Raw genomic sequence first — 18,550 nt, 5'->3', positions numbered from 1 at the left:
CGGATCATGCTCTTCTTTCTCCTATTATCCATCGGTTTGCCTTGTTGCAGCAACGGCCAAAGGAACCTTTTTAGTGACAGGATTTTTAAAATTAATGATTCTCCTCTATGGTGTAAATTCTATTTTGAACTGACCTTGGTTCAACGAACAGAAGAAGCTCCCTTCCATGTTGGAAAGAGAGCTTCTTCTGTTGATGTAGTTACTTCATAATATTTATTTTAGGTCTGAAGTGTGGCGTCACTGGACCGGATTGGTAGAACCAGCATTTGGTTGTGGCGTTTGAACTTGAGTTACCGGCGCAACTGTTTGCAACATAACTGTACCAGATGGAGCAGAAAGGGCACTAGTATAGGTTGTTGTATTTCCAGCAACAGACAAAATATATGCTTTGTATTCATTTCCAACCGCAATGTTAGTTCCAGTTGAATCCTTAATACCTGAAGTCAGGTTAATTTCCCCCGCCAAAAGTTCTTCCGGAGAAATAACTCTATAGTTGTTGTTTGAGCTTGCCGTGATTGCATTCAGACTATCTGAGCCTTTAACAATAAAAAGTCGATATTGGGATATTCCAGTTTCATCTGATGCTTTATTGAATAGCACCTTGTAACTTGCATCCGTTGCTGAACTAGTATTTCGAAGTTCATTAATCGTTGCTGTTTTTACTTCAGTAGCTTGTGCAAAGATATTAAATTCATTAGAAGCAGCGGATAGATTGGAAGCACGTGCAGTACTATCTGATACGGACAAGACAAACACTCTATATTTCTGCCCCACAACAAGTCCACTCCCGTTAATATCCCGGTGACCATTGTTTAATACAATTGGATTTCCTGCATCGTTTTTATTGATATCAATACTATAGGTGATCCCAAGTGCAGAACTTGTATTAAAACCACTTACCTGGCTTGCAGGCACAATCAAAACACGATAGCTGGCAATACCATTTTCGCTGGATGGTTTGTTGAAAGTAATTTTCACATCCGAAGAATTTCCTAATTGCCCCTGATCTTTCACAGTTGCATTTACATTACTCACTGCGGCTACAGCCGTATTGGAAGTCAATGTGATTACTCCCGAGCCTGAAGACAATGCATTGGCAAGAGAAGCGTTGTTATTCACTGCCATGACATACACACGATAGCCCACACCATTCACAATATCACTGCCGTCCACGGTTTTCTCATTTGTAAAATTAACAGTCTGGTTGTTTCCATTTTTGCTTACATACTTATAATTCGCACTGCTAACTGAGTTCGCATATGTCAGATTAAAGCTCGTATTTGTCGATTTCACCACAAACACCCGATAGTGACTCACATTCGTCTCATCTGTCGAACGATTGAATGTCACACGCAGATCACTACCATTGCCGTTATCCCCAATATCCGTTGCCACCACATTGCTCGGTGCAGTCACAGCTGCATTGGCAGTCAACATAATCTGTGAAGAATAAGAAGATAAAGCATTCTGACTGGAGTTTCCACTTGTGCTTACCGACAGGACAAACACGCGATAGTTATTGTTATTGGAAACTGTGTAACCGTTGGTATCCACCATATAGTTAGGGAGGGTAAATGACTGATTTCCACCCGTTTTGCTCACCTGATAATAATTGTTCGATGCGTTAGCCGCACTCAGTGTGAAGCTGCCTGCATTGCCGGAACGGACAACATATACACGATACGCAGAAACATTGGATTCATCTGAAGCTCTGGTAAACGAAACCCGAAGATCGCGTCCATCGCCGTAATCACTCACATCAGCAACCCCAATATTACTTGCGACTCCAGCATTACTATTCGTTGTCAGTCTCAACAACGTCGACGACGAAGACAGCGCATTGGTATATCCATTCTGCTGGTTGCCTACAGCCATAACATAGATCCGGTAGTCTTGCAGATTTGTTACGTTATAACCACTTGTGTCCTTCATGGAGGATGGCAGTGTTGTTGTAATATTGTTTCCTGTTTTGTTCACGTTATAGTACAAGCTGGAAGACAGATTGCTCGCCGTAGTCAGATTAAAGCTGCTGGATACCGAGTTACGCACTACGAAAATTCGATAATTAGCAACTTTGGATTCATCGGATGAACGGTTGAAGCTCACCTGAATGTCACGACCGTCTCCATAATCCGAATTATCTCTCACTGATGTGATAACTGGTGCCGTTGCTGTGTTTACGCCCAGCGTGAGCGAAGAGGATACTGTGGACAGTTTATTGTCTGCAGTTGCCGCATTGGAGCTCACAGATACAATATACACGACATAGGATGTGCCGTTTTTGATCAATTCCCCGGATGTATCACGTGTCGAGGAACTTAACTGGGTTTTGACCGCTGTGCTGTTGCCTTTATAAATAATGGTTGAATTAGAACTGGACACATTATTTGCCGTAGTCAGATTAAATGAAGAAGCGTCTTTCGCCTTAACTACAAAAGCACGGTAATACGTAATATTTGATGTTGTACTCGGCTGTGTGAAGTTAATTTCCAGGTCACGTCCATCGCCATAATCACTGATATCTGCGATCTTCAGACCTGTGACAGGCTGCACCGTTGTTTTCACATTGTTTAATTTCAAGGACTGGGAAGACCACGCCAGCAGATTTTTGTAGCTGTTGTTGCTGTTCCCTATTGTAAGTACGTACAGACGATAGGTTTCACTTGTGTTTAACAAATCCCCGTTCACGTCGCGTGTCTGAGAATTCAGCGTCAATCTTGGATCAGTGCCATTTGGAGAAATGGCTGTGTAATTACCGGATGGCACGACTGATGCCGAAGACTCATTAAAGCTGTTTACATCACGGGTTTTCACCAGCATCACACGATACTGGGATACAGCTTTTTCGGACGTCGGGCGTGTGAAGCTTACAGTCAGATCACGACCATCCCCATTACTTCCGGATACTGAACCGTAAATGTTCCATGCTGCATATTTCGTCTCATCTACAGGAGGTGTGGACGTTGTTTTGATATCTACCCGCTGATTGCGGGAATTCCAGAATACTTTCTCCCCAAAAGCTTCACTGACAAAACGAATTGGAACCATTGTGTTTCCCTTGATGGTATTTGCAGGTACATCTAGCGCTACCGCTTCGCCGTTGATGTAAGCCGTTTTGGAACCCAGCGTCAGTGAAACTTCCTGATCTCCCCGGTTCGCCGTGATCGTTTTGGTTTTGTTGGTGTACTGTACAGTGGCATCTAATCCTTCAAAAATGGACCGCAACGGAACCAGTACACGTCCACCTTTCATGACAGGTGCCTGTGCGGACGAAAGCTCCGCATCGTTGATATATATACTAATTCTCGCAGCTGCATCCATAACCGACGTTGGTAGTGCAGACATCAACATAGCCGATACGGCCAGTGCTGACATCACCTTTTTCACTTGACGTCCTCCCGCTTTCTTCATATCCAATATCCCCATTCTCTTCATTGTTTGAGTTAAAATGTGATCTTTTTTGAATTTCAATTTATTCCTGTAATTTCCTGTGCACATCTAAGACGTATGAACATCAGTAAAAGTTTCCAATCCCACAAAAAATATTTTCGCAGAAATGTCCTTATACCATCTACCCTCCAAAGGTTAAAAATAACAGAAGAATTTGTCATTATTCCGCAACAACATCCTTTCCAATTTCGTTTAATGTATAGTGAATAACAACCTACTATCTTTTAAATTACGGGAGGTTCACACAGATGACATCATCGTCTTTATCTGGCCAACGCAAAGGGGCTCGATTCTTCATCACAGTCCTTACCATTGCTGCAATCTTTACAGGAACTGCAGTTACACCTGAACTCGCTACCGCAGCTCCTTCAAGCCCGGATACCAAAGTAACTACCAGCAGTTCAACCGCCATATATAAAACATTTCAGTCCATGCTCAAAAAAAAGAACGGCTTACCCGCCGCTGACACCTTTCTCGAATCCAATATCAAAAAAGTAACAACGCATCATGCCACCCTGATGGTGCTTCAATTGGAGAATGCACGTCTGAAGGCTCTAACCGCCATGACGGACCGTCTGCTCGTTCCTAACATTCAGGCCAAGATGCTCAAGGTATACCAAATGAATGACAGCTTCACCAAACTTATGGAGCGTACTCAGGACTCTGATCTGCGTGTACTGTTAAAAGAAGCCCGTGACAGCGGCTATCGCCTCGTCATGCTCGAAGGCTCCCTCTATCCCATTATGAATTATGCGGCACTCGTGAAATATACCTCTGATATTACAGAAGATATCTCAAGCTACATCATGATCATGACGAAGGAAACGAAAAACTTGCCTGCGGATGACGGTGCTCTGGTCATTGGCTACCAGGAAATTCTCCTTCGAGCACTCAGCCAGGAAAGATTCCTGGAGCTTTATCCGAAATCGAATCGGGCCAAGCAGGTGCAGGATTTGTTGAACAGTTATACCCTGTATACCTTTTATGGGCTGAACAACACACCGCTGTTTGATTATGATACGAACAAAATGGTTGCGAACGCCCAAAGAGGCTACAACGGCGTCTTGCAGCGTCTTGCATCCGTCGATAGTGAATTCCTCACCAAGCTGGATGCCTTTATGGATGTGGTTAAGGAAGCGAAATATGAGAAAACAGCTGCTGTGGAGAAATGGCTGGAACAGAATGTTCCGACCAAGGCTGATACCGGCTATTAAATAATTCATGATATTAATCACCTAATGCACATAAAGAACGCAAAAGAAGACCGACACAGGATCGCTCCCATGTCGGTCTTCTTTTTGATTCTATCGTTGAATTGGCTTGACCATATGGTTATACTCATGTCCAGCAATGACAATCACTTCATCCTTGATATAGCCCTGCCGTTCGTACAGCATCAAGGCCCGGCCATTGTCACGTTCAACAATGAGGGACACCTGTGAGTGTCCCAGTTCCCTGCCCTGCTGCTCAAAAGCAGCCATCAATGCCTTGCCGATCCCCTGCCCCTGATACGCTTCGCTTACGGAGAGAGTATCCAGATAATACTCCCCGGGACGGGTTTCTTTGACCAACGTATATTTCTCATCTGTACTCCGACCAGGCCGATCCAGAATTGGCTGATCCAAACGATCTGCTTCACCGCCATCATATGCCACCAGTATTCCAGCGACCTGTTCGTTCTGCTCCATTACCGTTATATTGCGATAACTGATCCGATTGTCTTCCTGCACGTAAAATTGCTGCAGTATCTGCATCGCTTTCTCATGCACCCCTTCACCCGCCAGAGAATAAGCAATATCACCAATCGCCTGATAAAGCAGAGGGATGACTTGTGCCGCATCTTCTATGCGAGCAGGTCTCAACAGAGGCTGCGCCTCACTACGGTCCGACTTCACATTGGAATAATTCATCAGATTAACATGTTGAACAGATTGAGATTTTTGTTCAGCTCGGTATACGCGAGACCTTTACGATTCATACGTTCAATCAGCGGCTGGTAATCTTCCTTGTACATCAACTCGATGCCCACCAAGGCAGGTCCATTTTCCTTATCATGCTTCTTCGTATATTCAAAACGGGCAATGTCGTCATTGGGTCCCAGTACTTCCACAAGGAATTCACGCAAAGCTCCCGCACGCTGTGGGAAATTGACCATGAAATAATATTTCAGACCTTCATAAATCAGCGAACGTTCTTTGATTTCCTGCATCCGATCGATATCATTGTTGCCGCCGCTGATTACACAGACAACCGTCTTGCCCGCAATTTGTTCGCGATACTGCTCGAGTGCAGCAACCGCCAATGAACCAGCAGGCTCCACAACAATCGCATTTTCATTATATAGCTCCAAAATGGTGGTGCAGGCTTTGCCTTCAGGCACTTTCAGGATGTCATCCAACGTGCCGCTACAGATGTCGAAGGTCAGGTCACCAACGCGTTTTACCGCAGCACCATCCACGAATTTATCAATATCATCCAACGTGACAACCTGCTTGCGGAACATGGCCTCACTCATGGAAGCCGCACCAAGTGGTTCTACGCCAATAATGCGGGTTTCCGGGCTAACCGTCTTCATATAGGTTCCAACGCCAGCAGCCAGACCGCCACCACCGATTGTGACAAATACATAATCCGCTTTTTCATCCAGACTCTCCATAATCTCCATCGCTACCGTACCATTACCCGCAATGATCTTCGGCTGGTCGAACGGATGGATAAACGTCATGCCCTGTTCATTACACGCACGCATAGCTTCTTCATAAGCATCGTCATACGTATCACCTGTCAGCACAACTTCAACATTATCTCCACCAAATCGACGTACCTGTTTCACCTTCTGGTTTGGAGTTGTGCTCGGCATGAAGATCTTACCGTGGATGCTAAGCGCGTTACAGGAAAAAGCAACGCCCTGCGCATGGTTGCCCGCGCTCGCACAGACAATGCCTTTCTCCAGTTCAGCTGGAGTCAGACTACGAATCATGTTGTAAGCTCCGCGAATTTTAAACGAACGTACTACCTGCAGGTCTTCCCGTTTAAGATACACATTACAGTTATATTTGGCCGACAATACAGCATCCCGCTGCAAAGGCGTTCTTACAATGACTTCACGCAGCACATGATGTGCGCGCACGATATCTTCCATGCCAACACCGGTACGGCCGGGATTGGCAGTTCCCGTTGGTTCTTGTTCCACTGGTTTCATCTCTTATCCACACTCCGCTTATCTTGGTTGGCAATGCAAGCATTGCTTTTTCTTTTTATTGTATCACTTTTATTCAGTTCTTGCGCCTGAGCTCGAACCATTTACCATTCGCAATATTTCATCAACAATGACCTGTGGATCTGTAAACATGACCATATGGCTGGATTGATCAGCTCCAATCCATTTTGCATTCGTTAAAGTACTCACAGTCCGGTGGTGTGCCTCGATAATAGCAGGTCTTATTTTACGTTCTCCCATGCCTGTTTTCGTACCTGAGATGATGCTGACCTCTAAATCACCAAGATCGAGAGGAGTAACCAGCAAGGAAGCCAAGTCATTCAGAAAAGGTTTCGACTCCGCAACCATTGTCCTGGCCGCCTGTACAGTAAAATCTTCTGCACGGTGATCGCTGACAACATCGTCAGGCTGTACACTTCCAGGTCTGCTGCCAACTAATCTGTACAATCCTGTACGTGCCATGAGTGGAATTAGGAGACTGTTCAAGGCAAAATTGAATTGGGCTGCTTTGGAAAAGTACAATTGGCAATGCTCGTCTGAAGGATCAACCAGGATGATTCCCCTTAATCGTGACAGGTTCGAGGCCGCAGCTGCTCGTACAATGGGGCCTCCCCAGCTGTGCCCTACCAATATAAACGGACCAGGCCCCAATGCAGTCAGCAGATCGTCAAGGTCTTCTGCTATTCTACGGAGATTGCGCGCAGACGAATCGACTTCACTTCGTCCTGTCCCCGACCTGTCGTACACGACGGCACATGCATGTTTAGCAACAGCCGGTGCTACCAGCCCCCAAGTCGATCGTGAGAAGCCCATACCGGACTCAAATACAACGGTCAGATCGCCTGTTCCTCTGGACATATAATGTAGTTTGCGACCATCCCGAGTCTGAATAAATGCACTTGAACCAAAAGAATGTGAGCTATGGTTAGGCTTCATCTTCCCCTCCTGATTACACGCATAGTCATAACAAACCGAATCTAATTGAAAATGATTATCAATTACTTGATTATAGATTATTCCACACTCTAGGACAAGGCATAGTGTCGCTCTGATTCATTAAAAAGTGGATCGTTGGAAATTGGCAATAGTAGCATGCTGCTCGGTTCGTTAAACCTTAAAAACGGCAAAAAAGGGGTGTCCCCGTCATTTTCATGACATATGGGACATCCCTTTTAAAAGAAGTATTTAAGCAGCCATTCAAATTTTTTAAGCCTGAGTCTTAAACCACGCCGCAGCAGATTCCGCCTCGGTACGGGTCAACTGATGCCCCTGACGCTCCCAGTGCATGTGCACGGCTGCGCCTGCTCCACTAAGCAGTGAAGCGAGTTCATCCGTTTCTCGTTTCTGCACAATTGGATCGTTCTCTCCTGCTCCGATAAATACAGGCAGCCCTTTCAGTTCTGGCAGTTCCAAACCGCGGAGCGGTACCATCGGATGGTGAAGAATCGCCCCTTTAAATACGTCAGCCTGATGGAAAATCAGACTTGCTGCGATATTTGCTCCGTTGGAGTAGCCCAGTGCGAAGACATTGGCACGATCAAAGCCATACTGAACAGCAGCTGCATCCACAAAAGAACCCAATTCCGCTGTCCGTGCAATGAGATCCTCTTCGTCAAACACCCCTTCCGCCAAACGGCGGAAGAAACGGGGCATTCCATTTTCGGATACGTTACCACGCACACCCAGAATACCTGCTCCTGGCGCGATCATTTCGGCCAGACCTACCAGATCGTTCTCCGTTCCACCTGTCCCGTGCAGCAACAAAAAGGTGGGTGCATCTGGCTGAGAACCTGCTTTATAAATATGTTTCATTGTATTGATAGTACTCATGATTTGGACTCTCCTTTCCATTCACGTACTTGAATAGGTGGCAGCAACTGTTCAATCTGCTCACGTTGTGGTTCATACCATTCAGGCAACATCAGCTTTTGGCCCATGCTGTCCTGTGGTTCATCCCGTGCAAAACCTGGAGGATCAGTCGCCAATTCAAACAGTATACCTCCCGGTTCCCGGAAATACACAGCGTTAAAGTACTGACGGTCAATGACCGGCGTTGGATGATATCCCGCATTTTGAAGCTCCTGCTGCATTTGTTCGTGCTCGACATAATCTTTTGCACGCCATGCGATATGGTGAACCGTGCCTGCTCCACCAATTCCTCGCTGGATTCCAGTCGATTGAATGTCGATCAGTTGCCCGATATCACCACTCGCCTGAAGACGAATGATCCCATCCTCTTCTCCTACCTGCTCCAGACCGAGCATCGTTGTCAGCACATCTGTTGTTTTGTCAGGTACATGGCTGAATAATACAGCTCCACCAAAACCTTTGATGGCATGTTCCGACGGTACACCGTTGAATGACCAATGGCTTGGCTGACCTCCTTCACGCTCGACCAATTCGAGCAAGAGACCGCCTTTATCGAAGAAGCGAATGTACTGTTCGCCAAATCTTGTTTTATTTTCAAATGGAATATCGAAGGATGTCAGACGTTCTTTCCAGAATGGCAGACTGCCCACCGGAATCGCATATACGGTTACCCCCGTCTGTCCTGCGCCGATGACACCTCTTCTGGCATTCTGCTGAGGGAAGAAAGTGATGATGGTGCCAGGTGCGCCATCCTCATTGCCATAATACAGATGGTACACATCCGGTGCATCAAAGTTAATCGTTTTTTTCACCAGTCTCAGTGCCAATACACCTGCGTAAAAATCAACATTTTTCTGTGCATCATCTACAAAAGCCGTAACGTGATGGATTCCTGAAGTTCTGAACATAATCTCCACTCCCTTGGTTTTATTTAGTTCATTGTTATATTTAGCAGTTTGTTATGCTTCGCTTTTTGTTATTTATCTTTAAATTAAGATTCTTTAAATTTATATTAATCCATTAGGACTAAATAAGCAAGCTTTTGTTTTAAAGTTAAGATATATCTAGGCTTTAACCTGCTGAATGCCGCTTGAGTATACTGAGATGGGCAAAAAAACAGGCCCCGATCACTCGGAAACCTGTCTTCCTTGAATCTTATTCAATTGCCGCCGCACAAGATCGATCCTTATAATCTCGCATTACTTTTAGGTTAATTTTAATCGCTTAGTCGGTTGAACCAGATCTTTGCCATCATACTCGTCCTTGATATCTCCAACAATTTCTTCAAGAATATCCTCCATCGTAACCAGACCAACTGTTTCCCCTTCTGTATTATGCACTGTTGCGATATGGGAACGACTTTGCTGCATCTGGACCAAGACATCCTTAATCGGCGATAACTCCGAAAATTTTAACATGTCGTGTACAAACGTATCCATGTTGAAATCCCGGCCTGCGGCAACACTCGTGAGCATTTCCTTTGTATGGATAAATCCAACGAAGTGATCCTGATTTCCTTTTTCAATCACCGGGAAACGTGTATATTCATGCTGCTTTAGAACCTCGATCATACGATCCAGCGGCATTTCTTTGTCCAGCGTAACGATTTTTTCTTTGCGGATCATAATCTCCTGAAGCAGACGTTCATCAAAAGCAAATATGTTTTTGAGGTAGTCCAGCTCTGTCTGATTAATTTCTCCACTCTCATAACTTTGCGCCATAATCAGCTTCAGCTCCTCTTCGGAGTGAACTGTATCGTGACCGGCAGGTTTTATTCCAAAGATACCAAGCAATAGACGGGCAGCCCCATTCAGCGCGTAGATAAACGGATTCATGATCTTACCAAACCAGTACAGCGGTGGTGCAAGCAATAGTGTCATCTTCTCTGCAAACTGGATCGCAAGTGTTTTCGGTGCCAATTCACCAATAACGACATGCAGGAACGTGATAATTGCCAGGGCAATCCCGTACGAAAGTACCGTAGACAACGCCGCTGGGACTTCCAGTCGCTCAAACAGCGGATGCAGCATTTTCTCAACAGTGGGTTCACCCAACGCACCCAATACCAGTGCCGTGATCGTGATACCCAATTGACACGCAGATAGATAATAATCCAGATTGTGAGCCACTTTTTTGGCCAATACCGCTTTTTTGTTCCCTTCCAGGATCAACTGATCTATTCGGGACATCCGTACTTTCAGAATTGCAAATTCCGCTCCAACGAAAAAAGCGGTCAGTCCGATAAATACGGCTACTAAAAATAAGTTTAAGGCTATTATTCCGTCCAATGATTTCCCTCAATATGAGGGATTCACCTCCAAGTAAAATTTATATTAAGCTTGCACAAGTGACGTTCCGGTGACGGCTCGTTCTTCCGATCGCCATTGCCTCCAAATTTCCCTGATTGTTGTTTTCAAAGGTTTAAAATTGGTTTGCAAACGCGAACGCTACGCTTCTTCAGAATTGATTCCGTCCCCTACACTGCTACGTTGCCAAAACATTTAAATTCTGAGGGCAGTAGCCAAATGGGCAGTCATACCCTAGATTACAGTCATGATCGAACCAACATCACGCCAGGTCACTGGAAGATTCTTCGACCTGAGCACCATTTACACGTTCAAGCAGAACCTGCTTAATGTGAAAATTTTCTGCGTCCACAACGGTCCAGACGTAATCACCGTGTTCTACCGTATCGCCTTGTTCCACACCGACACCCTTCTGGAACTGAATCCATCCGGCCACGGTATCCATCTCCTCGTTGCCTTCAAAGACAAGCCCAAACTGTCGCTCCAACTCATCCAGCAGCACCCGGCCGTTAATGAGATATTGGTTCTCTCCAGTTTCCTGAATGTCAGCAACTTCATCAGCGTCGAACTCATCCCGAATCTCGCCGACAAGCTCCTCCAGAATATCCTCCATAGTAATAATTCCCGAAGTACCTCCGTATTCATCCACTACCACAGCCATGTGCACGCGTTCCTGCTGCATCTTGATCATGGCATCCTGGATACTTGTCACTTCAGAAACAAAAGGAATCTCCCGAACAAAATCGATAAGTTGGTGTTCCCTAAGGGCAACCATGTCAGGCAAAATCTTTTTCACATTTACTACACCGACAATTCGGTCCTTGTCCCCATCCTCGATGACGGGATAACGTGAATAATTATGCTCATCCAATATCGGAATAATATCGTCGTAAGTCATATTCTGATTCAGTGTCACAAGCTCTGTCCTCGGAACCATGATGTCTTTGGCATCACGCTCATCGAACACGAATACGTTTTCCAGGTACGAAAGCTTGGTCTTGTTGTTCTCGTCTCCTTCATAGCTCTGGTTCATGATGATTTTGATCTCATCCTCCGAGTATGCCTGTTCATGTCCGGCAGGCTTCACGCCAAATGCCCGCAGAATTACCCGGGATGCACCATTCAGCGCCCAAATGAAGGGATACATAATTTTTCCGAACCAGTACAGCGGCGGCGAGAGCAACAGTGTCAATTTTTCCGAAAATTGAATCGCCATTGTTTTGGGAGCCATCTCCCCAACCACAACGTGCAGGAACGTGACAAGGATAAAGGCAATCGCATAGGAAGCAACCGCCGATATGGAAGCTGATACGTCCAGATAATTAAATACCGGGTATAACAACCTTTCAACGGTTGGCTTACCGAGTGCACCCAATCCAAGGGCAGTTACGGTAATACCGAGCTGACAGGCTGACAGATAATAATCGAGGTCCGAGACTACTTTCTTGGCCAATATGGCTTTTTTATTCCCCTCGGCAACCAGTTGATCCACTCTTGATGTACGAATCTTAACCACAGCGAACTCAGATGCAACGAAAAATGCGGTCAATGCAATCAAGATAATGAGTAATACAATATTTAATATGGTGATTATGTCCAATGATTTCCCCGCTTCTCAGGGATTCACCTCCAGAGATAGTTACAGCGTCATCGGTTAACTTGGTTAACCATTCAACAGCTGATTGACGTTCAATATGGCCTATGCCTTATATGAAATCGTTAAATGATAAAGTGTGTATAGGTTGTACTTTGACCTTGTAAAATTGCAAAACAGGAATTCAGGATGAAGTCCATCACTTATAGAAACTACTTCACTAAAAACAGGGTTCCCCCTCTTGCTGTCATTGTTTCTCGATTTACTCCACCAAAATTCTCCATTTGGACAGTTTACAATATCGCCTTCCCAATAGATATCCACCTCCCCTCTTGTTCATTCCTGTTTCAGAAAAGTATAACATGTTCTACGCCAAACCATCCAGTTGCACGTTATGGTTTGGAATATAGATTATAAAATGAGTTCACAAAATAAACTTTTATGTATGTGGTCTTTCTCGATCTACAGTTTTATTTTATGTGATATGGTTCACATGGTTAGTATAGACCAGCTTATAGAAATGGTACCCTTTACTTTAGTCGATTAAACCTGCTTCGGGCCTTTATTTATAGCCATTCTTCTTTGCCGTATCCGGACTATAACAAGTCCGGCAATGACACCATAATGATGTATACGTTGAAAAGGGCCCGCAGGATGCAAACACCTTTTCCGGTGTACATCTGTACGGACCCTCATGTTTCAATTTATCAAGTTAGAATTTGTTATACCAACGCTTTGGCAGCAATATCAGACCGTTGATGTTTACCATCAAAATGGATACGTTCGGCTTGAGCGTAGGCTTTGTTTCGGGCTTCGGCAATATCAGAACCAAGACCCACAACGCCTAGAATCCGTCCACCATTGGTGACCCATTCTCCAGATTCATTACGTGCCGTTCCAGCGTGGAATACCACGGCTTCATCAACTTGATCCAGTCCTTCAATAACTATACCTTTTGCATACGGACCAGGATATCCTCCAGATGCAAGCACCACACATACAGCGGCTTCGTCGCTCCATTCAATCTCAATATCCGCCAATTTCCCGTGCACGGTTGCCCAGAAAATATCGAACAGATCACTCTTCAGACGTGGCAATACAACCTGTGTCTCGGGATCGCCGAAACGCGCATTGAACTCAATCGTTTTGGGCTTACCATCTGGTGAAATCATCAGCCCGGCAAACAATACACCTTGGAACGGACGCCCCTCGGATACCATCGCTCTGGCTGTTGGTTTGATAATCGTCTCTACCGCTTCTTCAATGATGGAGGCCGGGATATGTGGCAATGGTGAGTATGTACCCATTCCGCCCGTGTTTGGCCCCTGATCATTGTCGAATACCGGTTTGTGATCTTGTGCAGCAGCCATCGGACGAACGGTCTCCCCATCGACAAAAGCCAAAATCGACATTTCCTGACCTGCCAGGAATTCTTCGATGATGACTTTGGCTCCTGCTTCACCAAATACTTTCTCCACCATAATGCTGCGGAGTGCCTGGTCAGCCTCATCACGTGAATAGGCTACAGTAACACCTTTTCCAGCTGCCAGCCCATCGGCCTTGATTACCACAGGGATAGCCTGCTCATTCAGATAAGCCTGCGCTTGCTCATAATTGTCGAACTTCTCATAGGCTGCAGTCGGAATATTGTATTTGTGCAGCAGGTCTTTCATGAACGTTTTGCTGCCTTCAATCTCTGCTGCATTGCGGCGTGGTCCAAATACCGGAATGCCTGTTTTATCAAAAGCGTCTACAATGCCGTCTGCGAGCGGATCGTCTGGCCCAATAACAACTAATCCCACGTTGAGCTCCACGGCAAGCGCCGTCAGTTTATCGAATTCATTTACCGAAATTGGGTGACACTCGGCGAGCTGCGCAATGCCTGCATTTCCCGGAGCACAATGAATCTTGCCTGCCTTCGGGCTTTTCGCCAGTGCCCATATAATTGCGTGTTCCCGGCCACCGCCGCCCACTACCAGAATATCCATTAGTGTTGTTCCCCCTCCGTGCATAACTGGTTTTGTTATACTATTACGTGTTTGAATAGCTTAAAAAGAAGGGGTGTACCATAAGTCATAAGCATGACAGGCGACACCCCTTATTAAACCTTTTTCGTTCTAGTGTTTGAAGTGACGAACGCCTGTGAAGACCATGGCAATACCGTATTCATTCGCTACTTTGATGGACTCTTCGTCCTTGATCGAACCACCTGGTTGAATAACGGCTGTAACTCCAGCTTTCGCTGCAAGTTCCAGTGTATCGCCCATTGGGAAGAATGCATCGGATGCCAGAATGGCTCCTTTGGCTAGTTCTCCAGCTTGTTCGATAGCAATCTTGGCTGCGCCGACACGGTTCATTTGCCCTGCGCCTACACCAACAGTCATGTCGTTTGCTGCAAGCACGATGGCATTGGATTTCACGTGCTTAACCACTTTCCAGCCAAACAAAAGCTGTTTCAGTTCTTCTTCCGATGGTGCACGATCTGTAACTACCTTGAGCTCGCCCTCTTCAATGGAATGCACATCGCTTTGTTGCACAATCATGCCGCCGTCGATGGAGGTTACTACGAACTTACTCTCCCGATTGCGAGCAGCGTTCAGTTCACCCGTTTTGAGCAAACGAATGTTTTTCTTTTTGGTCAGGATGTCGAGTGCCTCTTGTGTAAAATCAGGAGCCAGTACGATTTCCAGGAAAATCTCACTCAGTTTAGCCGCTGTATCGCTATCGATAATGCGGTTGGCTGCCACGATTCCACCAAAGATGGAGGTTGGATCAGCCGCATAAGCTTTGCCATAAGCTTCGTAGATGCTTTCACCAATACCCACGCCGCAAGGATTCATATGTTTAACCGCCACAACGGCCGGTTCTTCAAATTCTTTCACAATCTGCAATGCTGCGTTCGCATCGTTGATATTATTGTAAGACAACTCTTTGCCATGCAATTGCTCGGCTGTTGTCAATGTATCTTGAGCTGCCAGCGGTTTGCGGTAGAATGCCGCCTGCTGATGTGGATTTTCGCCGTAGCGCAAATCCTGGAGTTTTTCGTAAGTAACCGTCAGACGCTCTGGCAGTGGATCACCGTTCAGGTTGGAGAGATAATCGGAGATAACTGCATCGTATGCCGCTGTATGGCGGAACACTTTTGCCGCAAGCCGTTTGCGTGTCTCAAGTGTGGTATCCCCATTGCTGCGGACCTCTTCAAGCACCTTGCCATAATCTGCTGTGTCTACAACAACACTAACATAAGCATGGTTCTTAGCAGCAGAACGAAGCATGGTTGGACCACCAATATCGATGTTCTCGATTGCGTCCTCATACGTTACGTCCGGTTTGGCGATGGTGTCCTGGAACGGATACAGGTTTACAACAACGAGGTCGATATAATCCAGTCCATTCTCTTCCATCTGGCGCTTGTGCTCTTCGCTGTCACGAACAGCCAATAAACCACCATGAACTGCTGGATGCAATGTTTTAACACGTCCGTCCATAATCTCCGGAAATCCGGTCACATCCGAAATTCCGATGACAGGTACGCCTTCCTTCGACAACAAGCTGCTTGTACCTCCTGTCGAAATAATCTCCACACCCATTTGCGACAGCTCGCGGCAAAAATCCACGATGCCTGTTTTATCCCATACGCTGACCAGCGCTCTTTTGATACTCACAATATGCTCCTCCTTTAATGTCCCATGGCTTCGCGTTTCATGGCGAAACACAACCGATTTATTTCCCGAGAAATATCACAAAATGCGTACCAATTTTCGACTTCTGTTATACAAGTTGATAAATGAGTTTACACTAAAACACTACGAGTCCAGAATAATCTTTCGATCGCTGTTATTCCCAGATTTTTCGAACAATTTCTCAAAGGTAAAAATCCAGTAATAAAGGCGAGCGCTTCGCTTCTCCAGCTTATTTCTGGCCTCTCCGTTAACATGTAAAAGGTTCCAACTTATATCAAACCGGTTTCCGTACCGTAACTTGTCGACCTACGAGTTGAACCCATCCCTGAGCAAACCAGGACACAACCTCAGGGTACAGCTGCTGTTCGGCAGCATGGATGGAACTACTAACGGATTCAGCCGTATCCTCTGGCAAAATCGGAACAGGATGCTGGGCAATAATCGGCCCTGTATCCATGCCCCCATCCACAAAGTGAACGGTAACGCCGGTGATTTTAACGCCATATTCAAGCGCCTGCCCTATGGCATCTTTGCCTGCAAACGCTGGCAACAAGGACGGATGAATGTTAATAAGTCGTCCTGCATAGCGATCTACCACAACTGAAGTCAACAATCTCATGTAGCCGGCAAGAACAACCAGGTCAATGTTTCTGGATTCAAGCACTTCCACGATCTCAGCCTCGTAGGCTTCGCGGGAATCATAATTTTTGGGAGTAAACAGATGGCATTCCACACCTGCATCCTGCGCCCGCTGCACTACACGTGCAGCCGGTTTGTCACATACCAGCAGATCTATCGATGCCCCCAGCCCTCCGTTCCGTGCTGCATCCACCAATGCCTGAAAGTTCGACCCTTCCCCAGAGGCAAATACAGCAATACGGTAATTCGTCATTAAACATCCGCTCCCGTGAAGGTTACTCGCGCATCTCCTTCGGTCACACGTCCAATGATGTACGCTTCTTCACCGGATGCTTTCAATTGTTCCAATGCTTCACCTGCATCTGCTTCGTTCACGACCAGGACAAGTCCGATCCCCATATTAAACGTGGTGAACATGTCGCGGTTTGAGACAGATCCTTTTTCTTGCAACAGGCTGAAGATTGGCAGAATCGGCCAAGACCCATAATCAATAACTACATTCACGCTGCTTGGCAGCATACGCGGGATGTTCTCGATGAAGCCACCACCAGTAATATGGGCCATGCCTTTTACTTTCACCTTTTCAAGCAGGGACAGGAGTGGTTTTACATAAATTTTCGTTGGTTCCAGCAGTGCGTCACCCAGCTTGCCACCCAGTTCAGCGACTTCATCCTGCAAGTCCAATCCGGCTTGTTCCAACAAAAGTTTGCGTACCAAGGAGAATCCGTTACTATGCACTCCGCTGGATGCAAGTCCAATCACCGTGTCGCCAGGAGCGATCGTTGTACCGTTAATGATTTTTGCTTTGTCCACGATACCTACGGTAAATCCGGCAATATCGTATTCACCTTCACTGTACATGCCCGGCATTTCAGCCGTTTCGCCACCGATCAGAGCACAGCCCGACTGATGACATCCTTCTGCGATTCCCGCAACAATGGCTTCGATTTTCTCCGGGATGACTTTGTCACAAGCCAAATAGTCGAGGAAGAACAACGGCTCTGCGCCCTGTACCACAATGTCGTTCACACACATGGCCACCGCGTCGATTCCGATGGTATCATGACGGTCCATGGCAAATGCGATTTTCAGCTTAGTTCCTACACCGTCTGTACCGGATACAAGCACCGGCTCATCATATTTATCTTTGTTCAAACCGAACAGGGCGCCAAAGCCCCCCAGATCTGTCATCACTTCCGGACGGAAGGTACGCTTCACGTGTTTTTTCATCCGTTCAACCGCTTCGTTGCCTGCCGCGATATCGACGCCGGCGTTTTTGTATGCTTCGGACAAGTGGAATCAGCTCCTTTTTTTTCGCCCCTCCTAAATCCTCCCGCCCGGGAGGACCCCAAAGGACCTTGGCAGGCCCTCTGGACACCCGCCAAACAAGCGGTGCAGGGGTGGCTGGTATGATCTTGCTATGGTTGGTTCGTTCGTGTGCTCGCGTGGTTGTTCGCCGATTCCGTTGGCCGCAGGCCACTGGTCGGCGAACCCCGCTCGGCTGCGCTGCGGGGCAAGCCCGGAGGCAGCTGCTTCGCCTGGCTGCCTGAGCCCCTGTTGCTCCGCAAGGCGGGGCTTAAGAGCTGGGCTACGCCAGGGGGCAGCTGCTTCGCTTGGCTGCCTGGGCCCCTGTTGCTCCGCAAGGCGGGGCTTAAGGGCTCGGGCTGCGACCCGGGGCAGCTGCTTCGTCTGGCTGCTTGGGCCCCTGTTGCTCCGCAAGGCGGGGCTTAAGGGCTGGGCTACGCCAGGGGGCAGCTGCTTCGCCTTGCTGCCTGGGCCCCTGTTGCTC

Annotated in this window: 15 protein-coding genes; 3 read left to right on the top strand and 12 right to left on the bottom strand. The window is 46.7% G+C overall.

The window, feature by feature from the left end; translation table 11 throughout:
• Positions 1 to 237 precede the first annotated feature (237 nt).
• The gene (locus tag DC345_RS25465) at positions 238 to 3,411 is read right to left on the bottom strand and encodes a copper amine oxidase N-terminal domain-containing protein (RefSeq protein WP_181586732.1); all 3,174 of its coding nucleotides are present in this window, start codon (positions 3,409 to 3,411) and stop codon (positions 238 to 240) included.
• Positions 3,412 to 3,698: 287 nt separating this feature from the next.
• Here DC345_RS25465 and DC345_RS25460 point away from each other — a divergent pair, with 287 nt between their 5' ends.
• Positions 3,699 to 4,664: a hypothetical protein gene (locus DC345_RS25460; protein WP_113055588.1), complete on the top strand. Its 966-nt coding sequence runs from the start codon at positions 3,699 to 3,701 to the stop codon at positions 4,662 to 4,664.
• A 90-nt stretch (positions 4,665 to 4,754) separates the two neighbouring features.
• Here DC345_RS25460 and DC345_RS25455 read toward each other — a convergent pair whose 3' ends face one another.
• The 11 genes from DC345_RS25455 to purM form a co-directional block, all read right to left on the bottom strand.
• Positions 4,755 to 5,360, bottom strand: a complete 606-nt coding sequence (locus tag DC345_RS25455) for a GNAT family N-acetyltransferase (RefSeq protein WP_113055587.1) — start codon at positions 5,358 to 5,360, stop codon at positions 4,755 to 4,757.
• Positions 5,360 to 6,652, bottom strand: coding sequence for a threonine ammonia-lyase IlvA (gene ilvA, locus DC345_RS25450; protein ID WP_113055586.1), 1,293 nt, complete (start codon positions 6,650 to 6,652; stop codon positions 5,360 to 5,362). Before ilvA ends, DC345_RS25455 begins: the two co-directional genes overlap by 1 nt.
• A gap of 69 nt (positions 6,653 to 6,721) precedes the next feature.
• Entirely contained in the window at positions 6,722 to 7,606 is an 885-nt protein-coding gene (locus tag DC345_RS25445; protein WP_113055585.1) for an alpha/beta fold hydrolase, read from the bottom strand.
• A gap of 270 nt (positions 7,607 to 7,876) precedes the next feature.
• Positions 7,877 to 8,482, bottom strand: a complete 606-nt coding sequence (locus DC345_RS25440) for an alpha/beta hydrolase (RefSeq protein WP_113055689.1) — start codon at positions 8,480 to 8,482, stop codon at positions 7,877 to 7,879.
• Positions 8,483 to 8,496: 14 nt separating this feature from the next.
• Positions 8,497 to 9,447 carry a ring-cleaving dioxygenase gene (locus DC345_RS25435; protein WP_397333752.1) on the bottom strand — a complete coding sequence of 317 codons (951 nt, stop codon included), beginning with the start codon at positions 9,445 to 9,447 and terminating at the stop codon, positions 8,497 to 8,499.
• Between the two features lie 297 nt (positions 9,448 to 9,744).
• Positions 9,745 to 10,827, bottom strand: a complete 1,083-nt coding sequence (locus tag DC345_RS25430) for a hemolysin family protein (protein ID WP_113055584.1) — start codon at positions 10,825 to 10,827, stop codon at positions 9,745 to 9,747.
• A gap of 280 nt (positions 10,828 to 11,107) precedes the next feature.
• On the bottom strand, positions 11,108 to 12,445 hold the full coding sequence (locus tag DC345_RS25425) for a hemolysin family protein (RefSeq protein WP_113055583.1): 1,338 nt from the start codon (positions 12,443 to 12,445) through the stop codon (positions 11,108 to 11,110).
• A 716-nt stretch (positions 12,446 to 13,161) separates the two neighbouring features.
• The gene (purD, locus tag DC345_RS25420; RefSeq protein ID WP_113055582.1) at positions 13,162 to 14,427 is read right to left on the bottom strand and encodes a phosphoribosylamine--glycine ligase; all 1,266 of its coding nucleotides are present in this window, start codon (positions 14,425 to 14,427) and stop codon (positions 13,162 to 13,164) included.
• Positions 14,428 to 14,556: 129 nt separating this feature from the next.
• Positions 14,557 to 16,104 carry a bifunctional phosphoribosylaminoimidazolecarboxamide formyltransferase/IMP cyclohydrolase gene (gene purH, locus DC345_RS25415; protein WP_113055581.1) on the bottom strand — a complete coding sequence of 516 codons (1,548 nt, stop codon included), beginning with the start codon at positions 16,102 to 16,104 and terminating at the stop codon, positions 14,557 to 14,559.
• 292 nt (positions 16,105 to 16,396) lie between these two features.
• A complete protein-coding gene (gene purN / locus DC345_RS25410; RefSeq protein WP_113055580.1) occupies positions 16,397 to 17,014 on the bottom strand; it encodes a phosphoribosylglycinamide formyltransferase in 618 nt (205 codons plus the stop codon).
• Complete coding sequence (gene purM, locus DC345_RS25405; protein ID WP_113055579.1) at positions 17,014 to 18,054, bottom strand: phosphoribosylformylglycinamidine cyclo-ligase; 1,041 nt, start codon at positions 18,052 to 18,054, stop codon at positions 17,014 to 17,016. Before purM ends, purN begins: the two co-directional genes overlap by 1 nt.
• A 65-nt stretch (positions 18,055 to 18,119) precedes the next feature.
• On the opposite strand from purM, the gene DC345_RS31530 reads away from it, so the two are divergent.
• Both DC345_RS31530 and DC345_RS31865 read left to right on the top strand, forming a co-directional pair.
• Positions 18,120 to 18,311, top strand: a complete 192-nt coding sequence (locus tag DC345_RS31530) for a hypothetical protein (RefSeq protein ID WP_146752162.1) — start codon at positions 18,120 to 18,122, stop codon at positions 18,309 to 18,311.
• Positions 18,312 to 18,318: 7 nt separating this feature from the next.
• Positions 18,319 to 18,492 (top strand): hypothetical protein, encoded by a 174-nt coding sequence (locus DC345_RS31865; RefSeq protein ID WP_181586731.1) that lies wholly within the window; start codon positions 18,319 to 18,321, stop codon positions 18,490 to 18,492.
• The last annotated feature ends 58 nt before the right edge of the window (positions 18,493 to 18,550 follow it).

This window comes from Paenibacillus taichungensis (assembly GCF_003287275.1).
Lineage (GTDB): Bacteria > Bacillota > Bacilli > Paenibacillales > Paenibacillaceae > Paenibacillus > Paenibacillus taichungensis_A.
Note: the sequence above shows the minus strand (reverse complement) of the source record. Positions and strands in the feature narration are given on the sequence as shown.

Bases quoted from the DNA above. Each gene is read 5' to 3' on its own strand.
- DC345_RS25465 (WP_181586732.1), bottom strand. From the start codon at position 3,411: ATGAAGAAAGCGGGAGGACGTCAAGTGAAAAAGGTGATGTCAGCACTG.
- DC345_RS25460 (WP_113055588.1), top strand. From the start codon at position 3,699: ATGACATCATCGTCTTTATCTGGCCAACGCAAAGGGGCTCGATTCTTC.
- DC345_RS25455 (WP_113055587.1), bottom strand. From the start codon at position 5,360: ATGAATTATTCCAATGTGAAGTCGGACCGTAGTGAGGCGCAGCCTCTG.
- ilvA (WP_113055586.1), bottom strand. From the start codon at position 6,652: ATGAAACCAGTGGAACAAGAACCAACGGGAACTGCCAATCCCGGCCGT.
- DC345_RS25445 (WP_113055585.1), bottom strand. From the start codon at position 7,606: ATGAAGCCTAACCATAGCTCACATTCTTTTGGTTCAAGTGCATTTATT.
- DC345_RS25440 (WP_113055689.1), bottom strand. From the start codon at position 8,482: ATGAAACATATTTATAAAGCAGGTTCTCAGCCAGATGCACCCACCTTT.
- DC345_RS25435 (WP_397333752.1), bottom strand. From the start codon at position 9,447: ATGTTCAGAACTTCAGGAATCCATCACGTTACGGCTTTTGTAGATGAT.
- purD (WP_113055582.1), bottom strand. From the start codon at position 14,427: ATGGATATTCTGGTAGTGGGCGGCGGTGGCCGGGAACACGCAATTATA.
- purN (WP_113055580.1), bottom strand. From the start codon at position 17,014: ATGACGAATTACCGTATTGCTGTATTTGCCTCTGGGGAAGGGTCGAAC.